This is a genomic window from Legionella sp. km535 (genome assembly GCF_003990085.1).
Taxonomy (GTDB): domain Bacteria; phylum Pseudomonadota; class Gammaproteobacteria; order Legionellales; family Legionellaceae; genus Legionella; species Legionella moravica.
The window spans coordinates 1-23,774 of record NZ_RZGU01000024.1; the positions used below are offsets into that span (position 1 = coordinate 1).

The following is a 23,774-nucleotide window of genomic DNA, read 5'->3' on the forward strand; positions in this document are numbered from 1 at the left end:
GAAGGTCCTATTCTACGCCACAGGCTTTATGCCTTGCCTGGATTCAAGATCTCTTCTCCCATCCCAAGTGCCCTTGAGATTAAGCTTTCTTGCTTACAATTTAAAGATACAAGCCTGGGAGCAGGCCCCAAGGGCCGTATCCCAGGTTTTATTGTTATGCCAGCTTAAGTTCACCACTCATTTACTCTCTAAACTCACTTAGACCAATCTCTTTCACTAATTTTATGGCAATAATCCATTTTCAACTTAAAGGAAACCCTGGGATACGGCCCTTGGGGCCTGCTCCCAGGCTACGCCAGCTGAGATTGTTTGATGCGAGATCAGGTGATGCTGTATCGGGCGGATGCTAGAACATGTCGAGCTAAGTGCCCGACATGCGTTTACTTCAGCTCATGGACATGCCCGGGCTGTCATGCTCTGGTTCGGGGAGAATATGTTCAATGTATTCTTTAACGATATTCCAGGCATCCTGCGTTTGGTATCCCGTAATTTTAAGTTGTGACAGTTCATTAAGACTCTGGTTCAATGTTTTTATAATATGTAACAGCAGCTGTTCACGCTCGGCGCTTAGCTTCTGTTCACGAATCCGAGCTTCAGGTATTACAGTTATTTGTCTGTTCTGTATCATCTTTAGGATTATCCCTGATGCCAGAACCCACTCATCGGTCAATGGTACTGGAATTAGATTTGATAGGCTCTGAATAATATGGCTTCTAAAAAAATGGCATGCCTTTGACTGATATTCATTGTAGATGATCAAATTACATGCCCATCCTTTGGATACAGCATGTTCGTGAATACAATAAAATGCCTGATAAATGAAGATCTGCGAGTTCATCCAGACTTGATAGGCCTGTTGATTTTGCGATGTCCCGTCATAAGGTATGAGCGAATCTTTATATGTATCCAACAGTATGAAACTTTTTTCTAAATAATCAGTATTTACAAGCATCATCCTGAACTTATCCAGATTATGATCCTCGATGGTTTTGTTCAAACGTGACTCCAGAGCCTGAGTCATCAACTCCTTCAGCTCTGGAGAGCAGGGGGTTAAAAAAATCGAGCGTCCATCCGTTTTTTGAAGAGGATCTGCTCCTGCCTCAAGGAGCAGGCGAACAAACTCTACGTAGTCCTGGTTATCAGGATAAGTACTGGCCAGCTCAAGAGCCGTCGCTAAGGGGGTAGATCCAGAGGTATGCATGGAATAAGAGCTTTTGTTTATAATTGCCTTGGCTTGATCGTTTTTCAAGTATTCTTCTAACAAGGAACGATTTTTCCGGCCAATGATTGTAATTATCGGATTTCTGTAATTCACGGAGGAAGAAGATGCGGAAGGGATGGTAATCTGTGCATTGTGTTGAAACAACAGCCGCAGTATTTCCGCACTTTTGACATAATCTATGGCAGCTGTTCTACAGTTTGTTCTCAGATTCACATCTGCCCCAGCACGAATAAGTTTTTCAACAAGTGGGCAGTCATCAGCTTCGACGGCTTTTATAAGCGGGGACCTGTGGTTTTTAATTTCATTAATATCTTTCGGCAGAGGTTTATTGAAACGTTCATGATATAGCAAGGGAAGCATTTCCATCTCATAGCGCCCTTCAATGCCTGGAGCGTAATTACAAAGCATGGTAAAAATATTTCCCCGACAACGTCGCAGCGCATAGTGAGGCGCAGTTTGATTATCCTTATCGCAGATATCGATTGAACTGTTATGAGTAAGCAACAAGGAAATCGTGTCAAGTTGTTCAATCTCAATAGCCAGCATCAATGCAGTCTGACCTTCGCTGTTCTGTAAATCCGGTTTTGCCCCGTGCTGTAACAGACATTCGACAATCAGGGGATTACCAACATTCTTCATTAAACAGGTCATCTTCTCGGAATCCTGATGATCAGGATCGGCACGATATTCCAGCAGCAGTTTTATCAGTTCAAGATTATCTGTTACTAACAAGGGTGATTGACCATCCTCAGTATACAAATCCGGGTTTGCGCCATGGTCGAGCAACAGCCGTATACAACCTGGGTCATATTGATAATGCCATGCTTCCGATGTTGCTTTAATTAAAGGGGTTCGATTGTATTCACCTGTGAAATTAACATCAGCTTTTCCGTATACAATCAGCCATCTTATAAATTCGATACGATGATAGGAGGCTGCGATCAATAAACATTCGTTGGCATTGGCACCTTCATCCATTAATTCCTTCGCCCGTTCTTCCGCTGGAAGCTGGTTATCTCGAGAGGTGTCCATAATAAGTTTTTTGAGTTGTTCGGTAGGCATTATATTCCTTATAAACGATGCAGGTTAAACGCTTATCGCATAAAACCAGCATGAGAGAGCCGTTTTAAAACATATAACCCCGAGCTCTGTCACTGCGAAATTGATTGCACCTCGCATGCATTTATCCGGATTATGAATACGATTAAAGAAGACTACTTCAAAATAGATGTTATGTAGTACCGTATTTTCTACGGTTACCATCCTTGTTTTGATCAATATATAATCCATTAGCTTTAAATAAAGACATTTTTTGTTCGCAGGTTTAGCACCTGAGCTCACAAAAAAATTATTGAGGAACAACATGCCAAATCATATCGACTTGCTCAATTTATCTGAAAACCAGTTCAATAATAATGATCAATTAAATCATGAGGCACTTGCGTTGCTCGTGTTGCATGACTTACGCATTCATAATACGCAATCGTTTATGCTTGCTGGATCAGAGGATTTGGCTGCTTTGTTGCCAAAACTTCATCTGAAGGATGAGGGCGCCGAGGCATTGATTTTATTCAGGCCACTCGTTCACTGCATTGCTATCTATATGCGGGTGGTGAATAACCAGGTCCATGTGTATATGTTTGATCCCCAGGGTTTAGGTATGAGGTATTCCCCGGTACCTCCGGCCCTAGCCTGTCTCAGGGCCTTTTTTCCTGACGCCAGAATTATTCTGTCAACGGATGAGTTGCAGACTCGGAGCCACAACCAGGGATGTGCTCAATACAGTTATTTTTTTCTGAGCTATTGTGCCGAACAGGGGTCGCATTTGTTTACAGATTATGCCAGTCCGGATAACTGTCAAGCGGCCGAGGATAGCAACCGTGTGGAGTATCACGTGCGTGATAATCTGCCTGAAAAATTGAAACAAATTGCGATGTCGGTTAATCCACACTGGTATGTTGAATACAGGAAAGAGCAATTACTGATGCTGGATCAACTGATTCATGCTTATATAGACGAGCATCAACAAATCGATAAACAACGTGTTATTTCAGTCGTAAAAACCCTGCAGGGCATTGATTTACCTATCGTAAAGTTTATTCCAGAGCATAGGGAATCTACTACCAGAATTGTCAACAAAGAGGGCGGTCGTCTTGAAGTGCATCTTGATGTCATTCCTCATAGCAACTGTTTGTTGTATAGCAGGGAACGACTGCCAGTCGAAAGCGCAGAGAGGTTGTTTTGTTTGTTTGACGGGATACCAGGTATTCTTGTCTCGCGTGACCCGGCAGGCGTCAGGCTCGTTATTGAGGCGGCATCCAGGTCTGATCTGATGGATGCCCTTGCTGATTTGCAGCATCATGAAGAAAGACTCTGGAATGCACACATGCGGCAATTGGGAGGATTGCAGGCAGTGATCAATGATCTTCGCTTTGAACTGGAATTGCAGGAAATCTGCCAGAATGCCGAGGGTGGCTTCACCCAACACCAGGTGCAATTGGCCTTGCAGGCAGCACTTGAATCGAAACAATCGGTTTATGTTCCCGGTATCGAGATGATGTCAGGCGAAAAGGCTGTATTCTCATTAGACTCATTGCGAGAGGATGGTTACCTTCATGTTGCTTTTTCATTTCAGTCATCCAGCCATCATCAGATTGCCGTATGGATTACCTTAGGCGAGGCCGCTCATGCGGTTGCTCTTTATGACTCGAATGGTGATGCCTCAATAACCGCGGAAGCAAAGCAGCGACTGCAGGAGATGTTGTGTCTGGAAACCCGTGACAGCTTCCAGTCTGTTGCATTCCCGTTTCCACATCAAAGCGATAACTGGTCATGCGGTGTGCATGTGTTTGACCTGTTGACTCATCTGGCAGAGGTGAATGATTTGTCTCATCTCAGCATCCGCCAGAAGGCTAAATGCCTTTATACCTTGTATTATCAGGAAGCCAATCGAATCCAGGCATTAGAATCGGCAGGAGCCAAAAATCAGCAACGCATTCAAACCCTGTTGGACCGTATTGAACAGTATCGCCAGAACCATATACTAAGTGCGTCATCTAACGGCGGTGATTTTCTGACACCGGTGTCAGATTATTTAAAAAAGGCCTATCAATCCAGTTTGTCGTTTAGTGAATTGTTGAATGGCTATGACGGCAGTGACAGACAGATGCTCAGTCTGATTCTGAAGATAGCTGATAAGCGTCACAATATGTCTTCCTCTGGCTGGAGAGTCGTATTTAATCTGGTCGAGGGAAGGCAACTGCCTCCTGCCATGCATAGACGCATATTGCCAGTCTTCCAGAAAGAAATATCAGAAGACTTGTCGCATGAACAACAGGCAAGCCTCATTGATATCATAACCAATGGCGCTCAACCGTCTTTCACTGATGTTTTGGCCGAGGTGATCAACAACGTCTTTCAAGAAGCGAAAGAGGCGGCCAAATACCAGCAGTGGATAAAAAATGAAGGCGGTTTTGATGCCAGCAATGCCCGGGCACTCTGTTATCATTTGCTCTTCTGGCTGATACAGCAGGACGACCAAACGGAACGCCTTGAGTTATCGAGGATAAGGCGTATTCAATCAGAGCGGAAAGCATTAAACGCTGCCATTAAAAACAGTATTCAATCCATTCTGCAAAAAAATGATATACCGCAGGAAGAAATTAGGATCCTGATCAATGGTAACCTGACACATCGTTTTCTTGTCCAAATCGCCCATTTATCTCAAAACGGTTTAGAAACGCTCGCCCTGGACGTTCGGGTAGCGTTTTTATTGTTTCTGTCGCACGATCTTTCTCTGCAATTAGAGCTGGCAGGCAAACTCCCATGGCATGATGAATCGTTTCGTAAGCTGTTTCTATCCTGGCTGATTGCCTCCGATAAACGCCAGTTATTGACGCTTTTTGATAAACAGGCTCTGGAGGACAGCATTTATCATAACCAGGTTTTCTCAGGTGCAATCAGGATTAAGACTGACGCATTTGACGAGTCTGCTGTATTTGAACAAGTGTGTATAAATCATCTTATTGAATGCTTATGTGCTGATAATATGAATTTGACACGAATGATTAAATCCTCTGAGCATCTGATCCGACTGGTTAAGGCATTTCCGCTTCACAAAGAAAATATATACACCTCACTTTGTGATAACTACGCTGATTTCAGGCGGCTGGTGTTGAGAGATAATCACATCTGGCTCGACATCGTCGGTCTGTTTCCGCAATATGCCGCACAGATGCTTGAACAAGTTTGGACCAATACGGACGATTTTTACCGACTGATAGCCAACAGCAGCTGTGCCTTTTTCAGGACTGTCGAGACGTTTCCGGAGCAGGCGGATAAACTGTATAAAGGACTTCGAGGCAACCTTCCCGTTTTTAATAACTTGTTAAAATCTCGAAACAGCACCTGGCTCAAGACAATTCGGTACTTTAAGGAGCATGCGGAACCACTGTTCAGAGAGGTTGAACAGAACCCTAGAGATTTTCAACGCCTGGTGATGCACAGTCATGAAACCTGGCTCAATACGGCCATTCAATTGCCAGAATTTGCTGATGATCTGGTGGATCATCTGTTGCAACAGCCGGACACATTCAGACGACTGGTGGATACGCATTATCTATTGGTCACTACCGCCAGAAAACTGCCATCGCAATCGAATCGATTGATCGAGTATGTCCTGAAAAGCGAGGAAGATTTCCGGCACCTGGTGATGCAGGATGCCAATACCTGGCTTGGTACTGTCAACCAGTTTCCACAGCATGAAGAACTACTGGTTCAACGCCTGCTGGATGATCCGGACAATTTCAGGCGTCTGGTGAGCAGTCATTATATCTTGATCCAGATAGTCAGGCAGGCTCGCAATTATAAGCATTGCGTGATGCGATATATATTAAACAGCGAGCGGGAGTTCGCACGATTGGTCATTCAGGACATTCATACCTTGCGCAGCATAGCAGACCATGTTCCAGACCTGACGAATGAGATGTTTGCGTCTCTTTGCAATAGCCCGGAAGAATTTAAGCGTGTGGTAATGCGCGACAAAAATACCTTTCTGAGCGCTGCCCAACAGTTTCCGGAACATTCACAATGGCTGTTTGAGCAGGTCTGGAGTAACCCTGACGATTTCAATCGTCTCATGTCGCCAGATGGGAATGCCCTGCTTAAAACAATCAGACACTATTCTGAACAACGCGAGCAACTGTTTGAACGAGTCTGGAACAGTCCAGAAGCTTATGAACGGACAGTGCATGGCAGCCTCGATTCCTTGATCAATATGGCCAGGGCGTTTCCTGCTCATGAAGCCAGGTTGATTGACAGGCTTTTGAGTAATCAGGATGCCTGGAATCGTTTGCAGGGTGCAGGCTATCAATGGATCAGAGCCATCACACAATTACCGAAATCAGCGGACAGGTTGTTTGATTATGGTCTAAATTGCCCTGAACGGTTCAAACAACTGATCGCAGACAATTACCAGTTAATTGAGGCTATCAAATCATTGCCCCATTTTGCCGCCACACTGATTTGTTTCATTTTAAGCAGGCCTGATGATGTAAGGCGGTTGATAACCTGTGACAACAGAGCCTGGCTCAACACTGTTCGGCAATTGCCTCGGCAGGTGGAGTTAATGCCGGAGTGTATTTTCAACAACCCGGATGATTTCAGGCGTCTGGTACAGCAGAGCAATCACACCTGGCTTAGCACCATTCGGCAATTCCCCGAACAGACTGATTTCTTGGTGAGCGGTGTTTTCGATGAGCCGGAATCGTTCAGGCGATTGGTATTAGAAAACAAACACACCTGGCTCAATACCATCCGTCAATTACCTGAACAGCTTGAATTACTCGTTAAACGGGTTATGGAAAATCCGGAGGATTTCAACCGTATGGTGATGCACGATGCCGACACCTTCCGGATTGCAATACAGCATCTGCCGCAATACAAGAAAACATTGATTAAAATGGCATTAAGTTCCCCGCATGGCATAAAGCTTCTCTTTGACCGCGGGTTTCAGCTGAATGATCTGATCGAACATTACCCCAAATATGCTGACAGTCTTTTGAATTGGGTTTTGTGTAGGCCGGATTATTTTAAGACCCAGGTAAGGTATTCTTCTTGCTTACATCAATTAGCCCGATTGCGTCCTGAGCACGCAGACCGACTGCTGGAATGGGTTCTGAGCAGGCATGATGAAGCCCAGCGCCTGTTGTTTTGCTATAACAACGATTGGGTACTTATGGCTGCATATTTTCCCGACCATGCTGAACGTCTGTTTAATCAAGTCTGGAGTGTTCCGGATCTCACACGGCGTCTCGTGTTTGAAAGTAATTTTAACTGGCTCAACACAGCCAAAGCTTTTCCACAGCACCAGAAGAAATTGTTTGAACCGGTCTGGAATAATCCGACTGAGTTCAAACGGCTGGTCACGTATAATTTAAAAACATGGTCAGATACAGTCAATGCTTTCCCAATGCATAAGGACAAGCTGATTGAGCGGTTATGGAGTAATCAGGATGATTTCAATCAATTGGTGTTGAAAAACATATATGGCTGGATGCGTATGACCACTGTTGCTCCTGAGAAAAGGGAGCAACTGTTCGAACTGGTCTGGAGTAATCAGGCCCTTTTCACTCGCATCCTGAATAACAATGATACCTTGCTGACTGCCGTGAAAAAATTCCCAGAGCATAGGAGCAGGTTACTTGAGCGGCTTTTGAATAACGATGAGGATTTTCATCGGCTGATACGCAATATTGAGGCGTGGTTTAGAGCAATTACCGAGTTCCCTGATTTTTCAGAGCGACTCATAGACAGGGTATTGAATAATCGAAACGAATTCAATCGGCTGGTACGCAACACGGAGGACTTGCTCAAGGCAGCGGCACAACCTCTTCCACTGGTGAAGGGGATAATGGAGCAGGTTTTAAAGAGCAATGAGAAGGAGTTCACAGAACTGGTATCCAGTTCTACAGATTTTATTAAGATACTGGAGCGCTTCCCAGACTACAGGCTTGCCTTGTATCAACGTGTTCAGACAAACCCATATCAATTCGAACGGCTGGTTATGGAAAACGCCGGGAGCTGGAAGAGTTTATCTATAATGATTCCAGAGCATTCGGACAGTCTGTTCTGGGCGTTTTGGAACAATCCCATTTATTTTTCGCATTTGATTATCAGCGGAAATGATTATGGTTACAGCCCCAGCAATTTATTGATTCACACGGCTGAAATATTTCCAATGTATGCGGACATGCTGATTGAACGTGTTTTGAATGATGAAGAAATCTTCGGCCGCGTGATAGCCTGGAACTGTCATGTCTTCTGGCAAACAGTCGATAAATTTCCGCATTACGCTGATGAATTGTTTGAGCGGATATGGAACAGACAGGAATATTATCAAGTGCTGATTACAAACAACACCCATCACTGGGGTACTGCGGCCCAACGCTTTCCGCTGCGCGCACAGGAGATCTTCGAGCGGGTCTGGGACAGCCCAAAAGACTGCGAGCGATTGATATTGAACAATCTCGACAATTTTCTTCTGACAACCCATTACTTCCCGGAGCACGCCGAGAAACTGTTCGAGCGAGTGTGGCGCAATAATGCACAGTTCATAAAACTTGTTTCTAGTAGCGCTTCTAATTTTATTCGATTTGTCAAAAAATTCCCAAATCATGCCCAGGCCTTGTTTGACCGGTGTTGGAACAGTGATGAGGGATTTCTAGCTGGTTTATTCTATTTTGAAATTTTCAAGATAGTTCGTGAATTTCCAGACTATAGCAGAGAGAGCTTTGAACGGGTTTTAGATGATCCGGCTGATTTCAGTAAACTGATAGCAGCTACCCTGGATAGCTGGATTTACGCCATTAAAACATTACCTCATCATGCGTATGAATTGATAGAGCGGGTTTTAAATAATCCGATTGATTTTGCTCGAGTCGTGACCTGTGAACGGGATTGGATAAAGCTAATCGAACAATTACCAGAGTATGCGGGCATTCTGTTTGAATCGATCTTCAGAAATCAGCCTGCCTTCTGCAGGAGAATGGTTTCATACGCCTCCTCGCTGGTGCGTATCGCCAGTAAAATTCCCCAGTCTGCGGATTTATTGCTTGAATGTGTGTTGAAGCAACCGGAGGAGTTCAGACGTTTGATAAAAAGTTCTGATGATTTGAATGTCATTATTGCTCAATATCCTCACTATGCGGCTGGTTTGAGGGAACAGTTTGCCGAGAGTCAGCGCCAGGATGAAAAAGCTGTTACTGATAGTCAACCCAGACCGTCAGGTACATCGCAGCAAAGCCAAATTTTAGATATCAATAAGCTTATGCTGTTTTTTGGCAGCAATCTGCAAGGGGAGCGGAGTGCTCCAGGGGTGGAGCATCATCCATATGATCAGTGCAGGCTATCATGAATGTTGCAGACAGGTTAGGCGTAGCCTGGGAGTAGGCCCCAAGGGCCGTATCCCAGGTTTTCATTGTTATGCCAGCTTAAGTTCACTACTCATTGACTCTCCAAACTCACTTAGGCCAATCTCTTTCACTAATTTTATGGCAATAATCCATTTTCAACTTAAAAGAAACCTTGGGATACGGCCCTTTGGGCCTGCTCCCAGGCTACGCCAACTGCACGAAATTATCGTGATATCACTGTTTCATGTTATGGGATACAAATAAGAACATGTGAATTTATTATAAAAAATGAATTTATATGGGAGGCTGCTGTGCGTATTATGAAACAATTGATTCTAGATTGATTAGCTGGCGTAGCCTGGGAGTAGGCCCCAAGGGCCGTATCCCAGGTTTTCATTGTTATGCCAGCTTAAGTTCACTACTCATTGACTCTCCAAACTCACTTAGACCAATCTCTTTCACTAATTTTATGGCAATAATCCATTTTCAACTTAAAAGAAACCCTGGGATACGGCCCTTTGGGCCTGCTCCCAGGCTACGCCAGTTAGTAAAAATGGGTAAAAATCAGGGAGGATTACGCCGTTCCTCAGATATTTTTATGTTTAGAGAGTAGGGTATTTTGTTGCAAGCTACTATTCCAATGCCCTTAGTCCATACTGCACGAAATTATCGTGATATCACTGTTTCACGTTATAGGATACAAATAAGAACATGTGAATTTATTACAAAAAATGAATTTACATGGGAGGGTGCTGTGCGTATTATGAAACAATTGATTATAGATTGATTAGCTGGCGTAGCCTGGGAGTAGGCCCCAAGGGCCGTATCCCAGGTTTTATTGTTATGCCAGCTTAAGTTCACTACTCATTGACTCTCCAAACTCACTTAGACCAATCTCTTTCACTAATTTTACGGCAATAATCCATTTTCAACTTAAAAGAAACCCTGGGATACGGCCCTTTGGGCCTGCTCCCAGGCTACGCCAGTTAGTAAAAATGGGTAAAAATCAGGGAGGATTACACGGTTCCTCAGATATTTTTATGTTTAGAGAGTAGGGTATTTTGTTGCAAGCTACCATTCCAATGCCCTTAGTCCATACTGCACGAAATTATCGTGATATCACGTGTTTCATGTTATGGGATACAAATAAGATCATGTGAATTTATTACAAAAAATGAATTTACATGGGAGGATGCTGGCGTATTATGAAACAATTGATTATAGATTCATCAGTTTATCAATGACGAAATTCATTTCTTCAGGATTGTACAAAAATAAAAATATAGACCATGCTTATGGTGTTATTAATGCAGATTATTCAGGGTAGAACTTATGAAATCATTTGTATTATTTATCTTGTGCATCTCGTCAGTGTTCTGTTATTCCAAAAACTTAACTATTGGCTCTTCCAAATTTAATCCACCTTTTGAGACATGGGCCAGTCAAGAGTCAACCTATTATGGTTATGATATTGATTTGATGATGGAAATTTGCAAAAGATTAAATGTTGCTTGTAAATTTAAAGCCTACACTTTTAATGATCTCTTTGAGGCAACCAAAAGTAACGAAGTTGACCTTGTCATTTCATCCGTAATTATCACAAAAACAAGACAAAAACAGTTCTTGTTCAGCATTCCTTATTTGGAAAGTTACTCGCAATATATTACCTCTGCTGATAATGCCTCAATAAACACTCCAGATGATCTTTATGGAAAAAAAATTGGGGTAAGAAAGGGAACTCCCTATGGGAATCAGGTGCGTGCTGACTTTAGAAACAATACTATTGTAGTGTATCCGTTGATAAATGACATGTTTGTAGGGCTACAGAATAAAGAAATTGATGCCTTTGTATTGGACTATGAATCTGCTAAATACTGGATTGCTACTAATCCAGGAATTTACAAACTTATAGGTAATAAAATTCCTATAGGAGAAGGTTATGCTGTTATGACTCATTTAGAAAATGCTGAACTGATTAATCGTATTAATCAGATCATCTTGCAAATGGAGGATGATGGTACCTTTATTCATCTTTACTCAAAGTATTTTGAATGGAGATAAAGCGATTTGCTCAATCGAGGCTTGACTAGCCCCCGATTGATTAGCTCAATTAACACCGTTAAGGTTTAAGCGGTTACTTTAGGTGTTTTACTCTGTGATGCATCAGCTCCAGTTGCCCCTTCTTTTAATGAACGTCGCAATATTTTGCCTACGTTTGTTTTAGGAAGTTCATTAAAAAACTCAACGATTTTGGGTACTTTATAAGCCGTTAGATGCTCTCTGCAGTGAGCGATTATTTGTTCTGCTGTTAAATTCGGATCCTTTTTGACAATACAGGCTTTTACCCGCTCTCCAGATTCCTCATCAATAACACCAACAACACCTACTTCCAATACTCCAGGATGCATTCCAATAACTTGTTCTACTTCATTAGGGTATACATTAAAGCCGGACACAACGATCATATCTTTTTTTCTGTCAACCAGATAAATAAAACCCTCTTCATCCATTCGAGCTATATCACCTGTTTTTAAAAAGCCATCTTTGGTGAAAACCAGCGCTGTTTCATCCGGGCGTTTCCAATATCCCGACATAACCTGTGGCCCTTTAATGCACAATTCGCCACTTGTTCCTATAGGTACTTCGTTGTCATTATCATCGCGGATTGAAACATCAGTAGAAGGCAATGGCAATCCTATGCTGCCATTGTATCCTTCCAGATACATCGGATTCATTGTTGCAGCAGGGCTGGTTTCCGTTAAGCCATAAGCTTCTAAAACACGGGACTTCGTCATTTCAGACCATCGAAGCGATACACTTTTTTGCAGCGCCATTCCGCCAGACAATGCCAGTTTCAGTTTTGAAAAATCGATTTCTTTAAATTTGGGGTGATTCAGGAGGGCATTATATAAAGTGTTCACTCCTGTAAAAGCGGTAAAACCGGAATTTTTAATTTCATCAATAAAATGACTAATGTCTCTGGGGTTGGTAATCAGAATATTTTTAGCACCAACTTTCATAAAGGTCAGACAGTTCGCTGTTAATGAAAATATATGATACAGAGGGAGGGCTGTAACAATGATGTCATCCTCCGAAATTCCTAGTGGTGCAATCCATGAGTATGCTTGTAATACGTTGGAGACCATGTTTCCGTGTGTCAGCATCGCCCCTTTTGCAACACCTGTTGTACCTCCTGTATATTGCAGGAAGGCAATACTTTCATGATTTAAATCAACATGGTGTAATGTTGATTGCTTGCCTTCGAGCAGGGCATAGTTAAACGCAACTGCATGAGGGATAGTGTAAGCAGGAACCATTTTTTTTATGTGTTTGACTACAAAATTAACGATTAAACGCTTAAAAGTCGGGAACAGATCACCAATCTGAGTCACAATCACGTGCTTTACTGTCTTCAATGACGGTAAGGATTTTTCTATAGTGTTGGCAAAATTGGCAAGGACAATAATTGCTTCGGCTCCAGAATCATTCATCTGGTGAATTACTTCATCCGTTGTATAAAGCGGATTGGTATTTACAACGACAAAACCCGCTCGCATTATACCAAATAACGCTACAGGGTATTGAAGCACGTTCGGCATCATGATGGCGACTCGGGCTCCTTTTTGTAAACCGAGCTGTTGCAGATAGGCTGCAAAATCCCTGGTTAAATGATCTAACTGGGAATAAGTAATGCTACTGCCCAGATTTGTATAAGCTATACGCTTGGCATAAAGGCTACATGATTCTTTAAATAAAGATACTAGGGATAAATATTGACTGGGGTCAATTTCATGTGGCACGCCATTTTGATATTGTTCAAACCATCGTTTATCCACTTTGATATCCTTCTGTTATTGGTTCCCACATGATAGTATAAACAAAAATATCAGTTATGGATATCATAGAGATGGGTGAAAATATAACTAAAACTCAAGCATTTAAATTAAAAGGCAGACTTTATACCTTTACAGTTTTACAAGTTTTAAATACGAATCTTGATTTTTTTTCACAACAATTTGCAGAAACAGTTGTTAAAGCCCCTAAATTATTTGAAAAGACACCGGTTGTATTTGATCTGTCATCAGTAAATCAGTCGGAATTTGATTTGAATGCATTACTTCAAATTGCTCGAGATCATGGGATGATTCCTGTTGCAATCCAGGGAGGCAATGCCTTGCAAGAAACTCTTGCTCAATGTAATGGATTAGCTGTTTTAAACGCATCAACTTCACAGGATAAACCATTAATTGAACAACCAATGGAGCATACTGTCGCTGAAACGATTAGAACCAAATTATTGACTACACCCGTTCGCTCTGGGCAACAGGTTGTTGCCAAAGGTGCTGATTTAATTATTGCCTCCTCAGTAAGTCATGGCGCTGAATTATTATCCGACGGTAATATTCATGTGTATGGCGCTTTGCGAGGAAGGGCTTTAGCAGGTATTTCCGGTGATGTTGATGCAAGAATATTTTGCCAATCGCTTGAAGCAGAATTAGTTTCAATTGCCGGTTTTTATCGATTAAGTGATGCTATAGAACCTATTAACGGACCGTGTCAGATCTATTTATCGAATCAACATATTGTTATTGAGTCTTTATGCTAGAGGCAGTTTTTATTTCAGATCTTCATTTACATCCACAAGACGTTGCTATTCAAGAGCGCTTTAATCATTTTCTAGACTGGGCTCGAACATCAGTAAAAAAAATATACATTCTTGGTGATTTTTTCCATGCTTGGGCTGGAGATGATTCAGTGAATGAATGGAGCAAGGGGATTGCGAGCCAGCTCTTCGAGTTAACCCAGCAGGGGATATCCATAGATTATATGTGCGGAAATCGTGATTTTTTGCTGGGTAAACAATTTGCTAAATTGACTGGCTGGACTATTCTACACGAGCCAACTGTCATTGAATTGGGTGGTGAGAGGATATTATTATCCCATGGGGATCGATATTGTACCAATGATGTAGGACATCAAAGGTTGCGACGTCTAACTCGTAATCGGTTTTTTTCTTTGTTATTTTTAAGCCTTTCTTTAAAATTTCGTGAGCGTATTGTTTCTAAAGTTCGGACCATCAGTTCCAGGAAACAATATAAACCAATGGATGAAATGGATGTAGTCACCGAAGCTGTTCTGAAGCATATGAAACAGCATCAAGTACGTATTTTAATTCATGGTCATACTCATAAGCCAGGACTTACCCAATATCAGAATCAGTTGCTTGAAATGCGGCGATTTGTTCTTAGTGATTGGGATGACACGCCACAACTATTGTGTTATGATAATACAAAAGGATTCTATTTTACCCAAACCCTTTTGCACGAGGAGTACAGTAATGTCTAAATCAGAAGATAAAATGCGCGAGGAACTCGCCAGAATACGTAGAGAAGAAGAGCAGAAGAATTTGATTCGGGAACTAGAAGAGCGTGAAAGAAAAAGAGCCGATGCGCGTGCTGCAGCAATGGACAAATTACACCAAGGCAGCAAAACTACCGATCCTCAAACTGGTCGGGAGTCAACTCTTTGGGACGTAGCCTTGAAAGAAGCAGAAAGAGCATTGAACGCAGACGTAAACGCGTACAATGACTGGCGTTCTGCAATGATGAAATTATGGAACATTAATGGTTATTTGGCGAGAGCGCTGCATCAATCCGTTAAAGAAACGGTAGCTGCTCCAGTCGGTAATTTTGTTACTGATAAGTTATTAATGGCCTCTGATTTTGTTACTGAAATGTTTAGAAAAAATCCGGATGTTGAGCTGCCCGCACTTCAGCACGCAGTCAGCTTTACAAAAGATGGCCATTTAAAAATCGAACCGCTTACCCGTTCTGATAATCACAACCAAACCAGTTCAAAGCTCGATGATTTTTTCGCTAAGGGAGTACGGATGTGGCTTGAGGAGCAGGGCTATAAGCCAGTAGCTGGTGATAAATCAACGTTCGTTAATGAAGATGGTAAGGTTTTAGATAAAGAGACGTTCGATAATTTAAAAAATGATCCTGATGTGGGATTAGGCAGTTTCCTGGAAGGTCACACAGAGCTTGAATTAAGGCCTCGTGGTCCTTAGAGAGTTTTGACATATGGGCTGTATCCTTGTTTAGCAAGCTGGAGCGAATCACTTCACACCACTGAAATGTGCCTGTATCAAGACTTTGTCTAATACAGGCTGTTTAGACTGTGCTTTATCATCATTGCATGACGATTCCCAAATCAGCTTAACTGGCTTCTCTATCGAAAGGATATATAGCCGTTTCTGGCAACTTCCGCTATTTACCGTATACAATTCCTACTGAACAGCCTGAGGTTCAGTTAAATCGCTTTTCTCGTACTCAGGAGTGCCACTGTGAAACCGAAAGACGGTATCTTTATCCATAATAAATTTATTCTCAATGTTTAAAAATCGTTCCAGACGTTCATCAATGTCACCCCCATAAAGTTTGGCAAGGTATAAATAATCCTGAAAATGACGCGCTTCTGATTTAATCAAAGTCTTGTAAAATTTTGCAAGATCCGGATCATCTAAAAAAGGAATGATGGCATTGAACCGTTCACATGAGCGAGCCTCTATAATCGCTCCAATAATAAGCTGATCACATAAGCGTTCATTTCCATCACGCCTGGTGATCAGCTTATGGAGGTTTGTTGCGTAATTTGAAGGCTGGAGCGGACCAAAAGAAATATCCTTTTGCTTCATAATATGCATTACTTTTTCAAAGTGCAGCAATTCTTCTCTGGCCAGGGGCGACATAATGGCGACTAATTCTACTTTTTCAGGATATTTACTGATGAAATTAATTGCAGTGGCGGCTGCTTTTCGCTCGCAATGAGCATGATCAATTAATAATAAGGGAATATGCTGTGATGCATATTGTAGCCATGAGTCGGGGGTCGAAACTCTGAGAAATTCGCATAAAATTTGTAAATCAGCATCTAATCGTTTTAACATCATTGAAATACACTATAATTTCAGTTAATAAGCCTTATATCACAGACGCTAGATAATTTAAATTGGATGAATTATGGACGAGATAATACAAGACGAACAATTGAGCAAATGGTTTTCAACTTATGGTCTAATCACTGCCGAGCGATTACTCGGATCCTACCACATTTCCTTGCCACAAAATGAGTTAGTCACCGCAATTAAAAGCCCCTTTAGTTTCTACCACAAGTTATTACAAATTCCATTAAAAAATGTTCTGAATGGAATCGTACTCCAACAAGCAGGTGATTATCATGTTTATGCTCAGAAATTGTTTATTGATTATTTATTATCTGGAGAAAGTGGTAAAAGTGAGACATCCCCTGGTGCATTAACACGTGAATCGTTAGAAGCAGAGCGACAAAAATTAGTAACTCTGGGAGAAGAGTTTCATCAACTGGAATTGGAACAAAACAAATTAATTGCTACGGCGCAGGCACAATTGATCCGCATTGCTGACGACTGGAGAAAAAAATTCGAATCAGTATTATCTCTTATAAACAACACGTTAAAAACTGGCGGATTTGAAGTCAAAAAAAGCGCGATACGTACAGCGATTAATTATGCAATTATTCACTGTGATTATGTAAAGGCGGCCTCTCTTGGCAATAAACTTCTGATTATTGAGGAGTTTACCAAAGGCATCCAGCTAACATTAAGTGATGATTTAAAAAATAAAATTTTAAACAATATGTCGGATATACTGGAGATATTATCTCATTTTGATTCGCAAATGAGCGAATACAATCAGGAGAACAAGATATTGGGAGAGCAGGCAAAATCTTATCGTTCTCAATTTTACGACACCATTCTTCGGGTTACTGAGTTAATCAAATTATTACCTGAATACAAAATTGATCCGGATCAGGATGCGATTAACAAAGAATCATTATACTTTGACAAATCAATTGGTGAAAACTAACCAAAATAAAACGATCCTGGATTGCAGAGTGAATTTATATTAGCCAGAACACCCCATCTTCATGTATAATAATGCACTTTAAAAACTAACCTCTTGGAGTGCATGATGGCGATAGAACAAACACTGTCTATTATTAAACCAGACGCTGTAGCTAAATCGGTAATCGGTCAAATCTACAGTCGTTTTGAAAATGCTGGCTTAAAGATTGTTGCAGCAAAAATGATGCAATTATCCCGTTCTCAGGCCGAAGCATTTTATGAAATCCACAAAGACCGTCCTTTTTTTAATGCTCTTGTTGAATTTATGATTTCTGGTCCGGTGATGATCCAGGCACTTAAAGGTGAAAACGCTGTTATTACAAACCGTGATCTTATGGGCGCTACGAATCCTAAAGAAGCTGCACCAGGTACTATCCGCGCTGATTTTGCTGATAGCATTGATGCAAATGCAGTTCATGGTTCTGACAGTGCTGAAAATGCTGCTCGTGAAATAGCATTTTTCTTTGAACCTCATGAACTGTGTGATAGATAAGGTTGTTTAGGAGTCACTATGGCCGATCAAAAAGTTAATTTATTGGATTATAATTATCAGCAGTTACGAGAGTTACTGACTCAATGGGGTGAAAAACCATTCAGAGCGCAGCAATTAATTCAATGGATTCATCAGGCCGGCCTGACTGACTTCACTCAAATGACCAATATAGGGAAAGCCTTGATGGAGAAACTTTCACGGCTTTCCTATATTAAAGTACCTGAAATTGTTGCTTGTCAAAAATCAAGCGATGGTACCCATAAGTGGTTGTTAAAGCTGGATTGTGGCAATTGTATCGAAACGGTCTACATTCCTGAGGCTAATAGAGGTACTCTTTGTGTTTCATCTCAAGTGGGATGTGCACTAAATTGCTCTTTTTGCTCAACAGCCAAACAGGGATTCAATCGCAATTTGAGCACTGCTGAAATAATAGGACAGGTTTGGTTGGCTGCCAGAGAATTATCAAAGGCACAAGGAGCTCATGATCAAAGCATTACTAATGTTGTCATGATGGGTATGGGAGAGCCTTTACTGAACTTTGATAACGTTGTGTCTGCCATGAATATCATGATGGATGATTTTGCCTATGGTTTATCTAAACGACGAGTTACACTAAGCACTTCTGGAGTTCTTCCTGAGTTAGAACGACTAAGAGAAGTAAGTCCAGTTGCGTTGGCTGTTTCATTGCACGCTCCCAACGATGCCCTGCGAAATGAATTGGTACCCATCAACAAAAAATATCCTTTGGCTCAGCTCATGGCTTTATGTAAACGATATTTTAAAGACGAACCAAGAAGAAAAGTTACTTTTGAATACGTGATGTTAAAAGATGTTAATGATCAGCCCGAACATGCTAATCAACTGATCAAATTACTACGTGATGTGCCTGCTAAAGTCAATCTGATTCCATTTAATCCATTTCCGATGACCCAATATCAACGTTCCTCACAGGCCACTATAGATGCATTCAGAGACCGGTTAATTAAAAACGGTATTAATACGATTACTCGTAAAACACGTGGCGATGATATTGATGCAGCCTGTGGCCAGCTTGCTGGTGAAGTAAAAGACAGAACCAGTCGATCTCAACGATGGCAAAAACTGCATTTTATTCCCAAGAGCACCAAAACAGATGAGATTAAACATTCGGCGAATTAATTAATTTGAAATGAGATGACAAAACATTTTTAATTTTCCAGTAAGTGGTTATAATGCCACATCATTTCTAACGTTAAGTGGTTGTTGTGCAGATAGTATTACGGTGCTTATTAATCAGTATGTTCGTATTTCTCCAGGCGTGTAAACCTTCGGACGAACCAGCTGTGCCAGAAACTAAAAAAACTGACCTGAGCAAAGCTGCCAGCTATAATACACAACTCGGTCTAGGCTACTTGAAGCAGGGGGACAGACCTCGTGCTAAAAAAAAATTGCTTATGGCTATGGAACAAGAACCCAATTCTGCTGACGTAAATGCCGCTATGGCTTATTATTTTGAGCAGACGAATGAACTCGATGAAGCTAAAAAATATTATTTAAAAGCCATATCATTATCCTCTGGAGGCGGTGCTCAATTAAATAATTATGGAACATTTTTATGCCGGCAGGGTGATTATAAAAAAGCGGAACAATATTTCATAAAAGCGGTTAAGGATGTTCAATACATTAATACCTCAGCTGCCTACGAAAATGCAGGGCTATGTGCTCTGGCTATTCCTGATAATGATAAAGCAAAATTATATTTTACGAATGCATTGGATCAGGATCCCTCCAGAAAGGTATCTTTATATGAACTTGTAAAATTGGAAGGCAAAATGGGACATGAGGCAGATGCCTATTCTCTCTTACAAAAGCATCCCGATTTAGTATTAAACGATCGATATTTTTTAGTTTTAGCTAAAGATATAGCCATTAAAACTGGTCATTATGCTGTAGCTGCAGAATATGAAAATAATTTCAGGAAAATGGAATCAACTACTGATAATAGTGGAGCAAATGATGAATACAACAGCCACAATGGATGATACAACTCAAAATGAGATTGACAACCCAGGAAAGCAACTTGCAACTCTTCGTCAACAAAAAGGGTACACAATAGAGTATGTTGCCAGTAAATTGCATTTAAGAGTTCGGATCATTGAGTTAATTGAAACAGGTGATTTTCAATTATTACCCGAGCCAGTTTTTGTTAAGGGCTATTTGCGTGCGTACTCAAAATTATTAGGAGTATCACCTGAGCCTTTTTTAGCAGTATTTAATAATCAATATACCTATGAAAAGAAACCAGAGCGTGCATTATGGCAAAGCAAAAGAGAATCTCATAAAGCGGAACATATAATCAGATTGGTTACTATTCTATTCGCAGTTGGAGTGATGGTTGCGGTAGGCGTCTGGTGGCAGAAAAATCGAGATGCTCAACCAGTATTTTCCAGTAAACAAAGTCCTACAAATTTGTCATTAAACGATAATAATTCAGAGCTTAAATTAACTGATTTATCCAAAATGCAGTCATTGTTGAACCCCAGCATGCAAATGACTCCTCTGGAGAAAGAAGGTGGCTGAAAAAATACAAGCAATTCGTGGTATGAATGATGTACTTCCTGATGTAACCAATATTTGGCGTTACATTGAGCAGGTATTTGTTCGTTGTCTTTCTCGCTATGGTTATCAGGAAATTCGCTTTCCCATAATCGAAAGTACACAATTATTTAAAAGAACCATTGGTGAGGTTACGGATATCGTTGAAAAGGAAATGTACACCTTCAATGATCTCAATGGTGATAGCCTGACTTTAAGACCTGAAGGTACTGCTGGATGCGTTCGTGCATGTCTGGAAAATGGATTATTACACAATCAACAGCAAAAACTCTGGTACATGGGACCGATGTTTCGTCATGAACGTCCTCAAAAAGGGCGTTACAGACAATTTACCCAATTTGGTGTGGAAGCTTTTGGGATGTCCTGTTCTCTCATTGAGGTTGAACTGATTGCCTTGTCTCATCGCATTTGGAAAGAACTTGGGTTTGCTCAACAAGTTGAATTGCAAATCAATACATTAGGTGAATTGGCAGAGCGCCAGGCTTATAAAAATGTACTGGTTGCATATTTACGTGATCACTTTGATCAATTGGATGAGGATAGCAAAAAAAGACTTGATAGAAATCCATTACGGATTTTGGACAGCAAGAACCCTGAACTACGTAATGTGATCACAAATGCACCAAAATTGATCGATGTACTTGGAGAGCAAAGCAAGGATCACTTCAATTCATTTTGTGAGGGTTTGCAGACTCTGGATATACCCTTTACCATAAATCCCTTTTTAGTGAGAGGCCTTGATTATTATGGGCATACAGTATTTGAATGGGTAACTGATAAACTGGGCAGCCAAGCTACAATTTGTGCTGGAGGAAGATACGATTTACTGGTAGAACAACTGGGCGGTTCTTCAACGCCAGCTGCTGGATTTGCACTCGGTATTGAGCGAATCGTATTGCTAATGGAAACATTGAATCTGTTGGATCGGCATGATCCAAAACAATCTTTATATATCATTACAACGAATCATGAGGCATCTGTAAAAGGTCTTGCGATAGCGGAAGCAATTAGAGATGTTTATTCAAATGTTGAAATAATTACGAACACAACAAGTGGTTCGTTTAAAAGCCAGTTTAAAAAAGCAGACAAGAGCGGCGCTCGTCTGGCATTGATTTTAGGCGATGATGAAATAGCAAATAACCGAGTTGGTCTCAAAGATCTGCGTGTTGAAACAGAGCAAATAACAATTAGTCAAAATGCTATTATTGAATACTTGAATAACTATCTTGGATGAGTGCGGGAGAACAAAATGTCAGTGTATATGACTGAAGATGAACAGTTAGAAGTAATTAAAAAATGGTGGAAACGATACGGTAATTTGGTCACTGTATTTTTGTCCGTCATTCTTCTTTGTGTAGCTGGGTATAGATACATGCATTGGCATCAGGATAAATTAAAACAGCAAGCATCTATAACTTATGAGAATATGATGGTTGCCTTCTCAAATCAGAATATTAAATCCGTTCGCTCTTTCGCAAACGAGTTAATAAAAGATTACGACAATACGGTCTATGCAGATGTTGCACATATGACCCTGGCAAAAATTTACGTCAGTAAAAATAAACTGGATAAAGCGCGAAGCGAATTACAAAAGGTAGCTGCTGGCAGTGAAATGAATGCCTTAAAGCAGATCGCCAAAATTCGAATTGCACGTTTAATGGCTGCGGAAAAATCATACACAAACGCATTAAATGAACTCAGTTCCATTGTTGATGAAACCTATTTACCGGTTATTAATGAATTAAAAGGTGATATTTACGGTGCAACAGGACAATATCAAGAAGCCATGCATGCTTATCGCTTGGCAATAGATGAGGTTAAAACAAATGGAATGGGTAATTTGTTTTTGGAAATGAAAACGAATGAATTGGCAATTAAAAATCAATCCATGAATGGTAATGAGAAAAAAGTCCAATCGGCTTAATGCTTTTGAACATAGGATTAAAGGTTTATGAAAATTAGAATATTAATGTTGTTACTCTGTGGAATAATGCAGGGATGTTCTCAAGTTGATGATTATATGCTGGGTAAGGATAATACTCCCAAACCTAAAGAGCTAGAGGAAATTCAACCCAAGATTAAAGTGTCCCAAAACTGGACTGCCCCAGTAGGAAAAGCACGTAAGTACAGTGAGTATCTGAAGCTCAAACCCGTCATTCGTGGGGATCTTGTTTATACTGCTGATACTAGCGGGATAGTGCAAGCGGTAAATAAAAAAGACGGGCAGGTCAAATGGTCTACTCAGTTGAATCATGGGATCCTGAGTGGTCCAACTGTTGCTGATGGTTTTGTAGTTGTCAGCACAAATGCGTCTACTTTAGCTTTGTTAAATCAGGCTGATGGGAAAGAAGTGTGGCAGACAAAAGTATCAGGGGAAATTTTATCTCCGGTTGCCTTATCTCATCAAAAAATTGTAGCAAAAACTATTGATGGTAAAGTATTTGCTTTTGATGCTATTAATGGTAAGCAATTATGGTCTGCAGAACATGGTTCGCCAAGCCTTGTCTTAAAAGCAAGCTCATCTCCAATAATTATGGATAATTTGGTGTTGATAGGTTTCTCAGATGGCAAACTGGATGCTTTGGAACTGGATACTGGTCGTCTTGTATGGCAAAGAAGCATTGCTTATGCTACAGGAGCTAGCGATGTTGAGCGATTAATTGACATCGATTCTGATCCTATTATAAAAGATAAAGTAGCCTATTTAGGTAGCTATCAAGGGTATATTGGTGCTTTATCTTTGACTGATGGCCAGTTTATCTGGAGAAAGCCAGGATCTGTATTTAAAAATATGGTCTTAAGTGCCAATACCTTATATTTGACTGACAGCCATGATGTGGTCTGGTCCCTGGACAGGTCTACAGGGCATGTTAATTGGAAACAAACTGCACTAAAAGCCAGAGGGCTAACGGAGCCAGTTATTGTAGGTGAAGATATTGTTGTTGGTGATAAAACAGGCTACCTTCACTTCCTGGATTCGCAAACAGGCGAGTTAATGGCGCGCTCTCAATTATCTGCGGGAGTTAGTATTTCGCCAACTGTGGCTGGAAGGAATCTGTATGTATTAACAGACAATGGACTGCTTAATCAACTGTCTGTGAGTTAAAA

Annotated in this window: 16 protein-coding genes; 13 read left to right on the forward strand and 3 right to left on the reverse strand. The window is 41.0% G+C overall.

The features are described 5' to 3' along the window. Positions 1-385: 385 nt before the first annotated feature. Complete coding sequence (locus ELY21_RS12935; RefSeq protein ID WP_127110103.1) at positions 386-2,284, reverse strand: ankyrin repeat domain-containing protein; 1,899 nt, start codon at positions 2,282-2,284, stop codon at positions 386-388. Between the two features lie 301 nt (positions 2,285-2,585). On the opposite strand from ELY21_RS12935, the gene ELY21_RS12940 reads away from it, so the two are divergent. Continuing rightward, positions 2,586-9,635, forward strand: coding sequence for a hypothetical protein (locus ELY21_RS12940; RefSeq protein WP_127110104.1), 7,050 nt, complete (start codon positions 2,586-2,588; stop codon positions 9,633-9,635). Between the two features lie 1,330 nt (positions 9,636-10,965). Beyond that, positions 10,966-11,694: a transporter substrate-binding domain-containing protein gene (locus tag ELY21_RS12945; RefSeq protein WP_127110106.1), complete on the forward strand. Its 729-nt coding sequence runs from the start codon at positions 10,966-10,968 to the stop codon at positions 11,692-11,694. Positions 11,695-11,759: 65 nt separating this feature from the next. Here ELY21_RS12945 and ELY21_RS12950 read toward each other — a convergent pair whose 3' ends face one another. Further along, complete coding sequence (locus tag ELY21_RS12950; protein WP_028384684.1) at positions 11,760-13,469, reverse strand: AMP-binding protein; 1,710 nt, start codon at positions 13,467-13,469, stop codon at positions 11,760-11,762. Positions 13,470-13,540: 71 nt separating this feature from the next. On the opposite strand from ELY21_RS12950, the gene minC reads away from it, so the two are divergent. The 3 genes from minC to ELY21_RS12965 are packed head-to-tail and all read left to right on the forward strand — an operon-like array spanning position 13,541 to position 15,703. Beyond that, entirely contained in the window at positions 13,541-14,239 is a 699-nt protein-coding gene (gene minC, locus ELY21_RS12955; RefSeq protein ID WP_035922114.1) for a septum site-determining protein MinC, read from the forward strand. Beyond that, positions 14,233-14,979 (forward strand): UDP-2,3-diacylglucosamine diphosphatase, encoded by a 747-nt coding sequence (locus ELY21_RS12960; RefSeq protein WP_127110108.1) that lies wholly within the window; start codon positions 14,233-14,235, stop codon positions 14,977-14,979. The genes minC and ELY21_RS12960 overlap by 7 nt, the downstream gene beginning before the upstream one ends. Beyond that, positions 14,972-15,703, forward strand: coding sequence for a hypothetical protein (locus ELY21_RS12965; protein ID WP_028384681.1), 732 nt, complete (start codon positions 14,972-14,974; stop codon positions 15,701-15,703). Before ELY21_RS12960 ends, ELY21_RS12965 begins: the two co-directional genes overlap by 8 nt. Before the next feature lie 219 nt (positions 15,704-15,922). Here the strand turns inward: ELY21_RS12965 and ELY21_RS12970 are convergent, their stop codons facing one another. Further along, positions 15,923-16,582 (reverse strand): tRNA-(ms[2]io[6]A)-hydroxylase, encoded by a 660-nt coding sequence (locus tag ELY21_RS12970; RefSeq protein WP_127110172.1) that lies wholly within the window; start codon positions 16,580-16,582, stop codon positions 15,923-15,925. A 73-nt stretch (positions 16,583-16,655) separates the two neighbouring features. Here ELY21_RS12970 and ELY21_RS12975 point away from each other — a divergent pair, with 73 nt between their 5' ends. From ELY21_RS12975 to bamB, 8 genes are all read left to right on the forward strand, one after another. Beyond that, positions 16,656-17,540, forward strand: a complete 885-nt coding sequence (locus tag ELY21_RS12975; RefSeq protein WP_127110110.1) for a hypothetical protein — start codon at positions 16,656-16,658, stop codon at positions 17,538-17,540. Between the two features lie 105 nt (positions 17,541-17,645). Further along, entirely contained in the window at positions 17,646-18,071 is a 426-nt protein-coding gene (gene ndk, locus ELY21_RS12980) for a nucleoside-diphosphate kinase (protein ID WP_127110174.1), read from the forward strand. Between the two features lie 18 nt (positions 18,072-18,089). Then, positions 18,090-19,229 carry a 23S rRNA (adenine(2503)-C(2))-methyltransferase RlmN gene (rlmN, locus tag ELY21_RS12985; protein WP_127110112.1) on the forward strand — a complete coding sequence of 380 codons (1,140 nt, stop codon included), beginning with the start codon at positions 18,090-18,092 and terminating at the stop codon, positions 19,227-19,229. Between the two features lie 119 nt (positions 19,230-19,348). Continuing rightward, the gene (gene pilW, locus ELY21_RS12990) at positions 19,349-20,092 is read left to right on the forward strand and encodes a type IV pilus biogenesis/stability protein PilW (RefSeq protein WP_127110114.1); all 744 of its coding nucleotides are present in this window, start codon (positions 19,349-19,351) and stop codon (positions 20,090-20,092) included. Next, the gene (locus ELY21_RS12995) at positions 20,067-20,630 is read left to right on the forward strand and encodes a RodZ family helix-turn-helix domain-containing protein (protein WP_127110176.1); all 564 of its coding nucleotides are present in this window, start codon (positions 20,067-20,069) and stop codon (positions 20,628-20,630) included. The genes pilW and ELY21_RS12995 overlap by 26 nt, the downstream gene beginning before the upstream one ends. Continuing rightward, positions 20,623-21,900, forward strand: a complete 1,278-nt coding sequence (gene hisS / locus ELY21_RS13000; protein WP_127110116.1) for a histidine--tRNA ligase — start codon at positions 20,623-20,625, stop codon at positions 21,898-21,900. The genes ELY21_RS12995 and hisS overlap by 8 nt, the downstream gene beginning before the upstream one ends. 15 nt (positions 21,901-21,915) lie before the next feature. Next, a complete protein-coding gene (locus ELY21_RS13005; protein WP_127110118.1) occupies positions 21,916-22,590 on the forward strand; it encodes a tetratricopeptide repeat protein in 675 nt (224 codons plus the stop codon). A gap of 27 nt (positions 22,591-22,617) precedes the next feature. Next, positions 22,618-23,772 (forward strand): outer membrane protein assembly factor BamB, encoded by a 1,155-nt coding sequence (bamB, locus tag ELY21_RS13010; protein ID WP_127110120.1) that lies wholly within the window; start codon positions 22,618-22,620, stop codon positions 23,770-23,772. Positions 23,773-23,774: the final 2 nt, after the last annotated feature.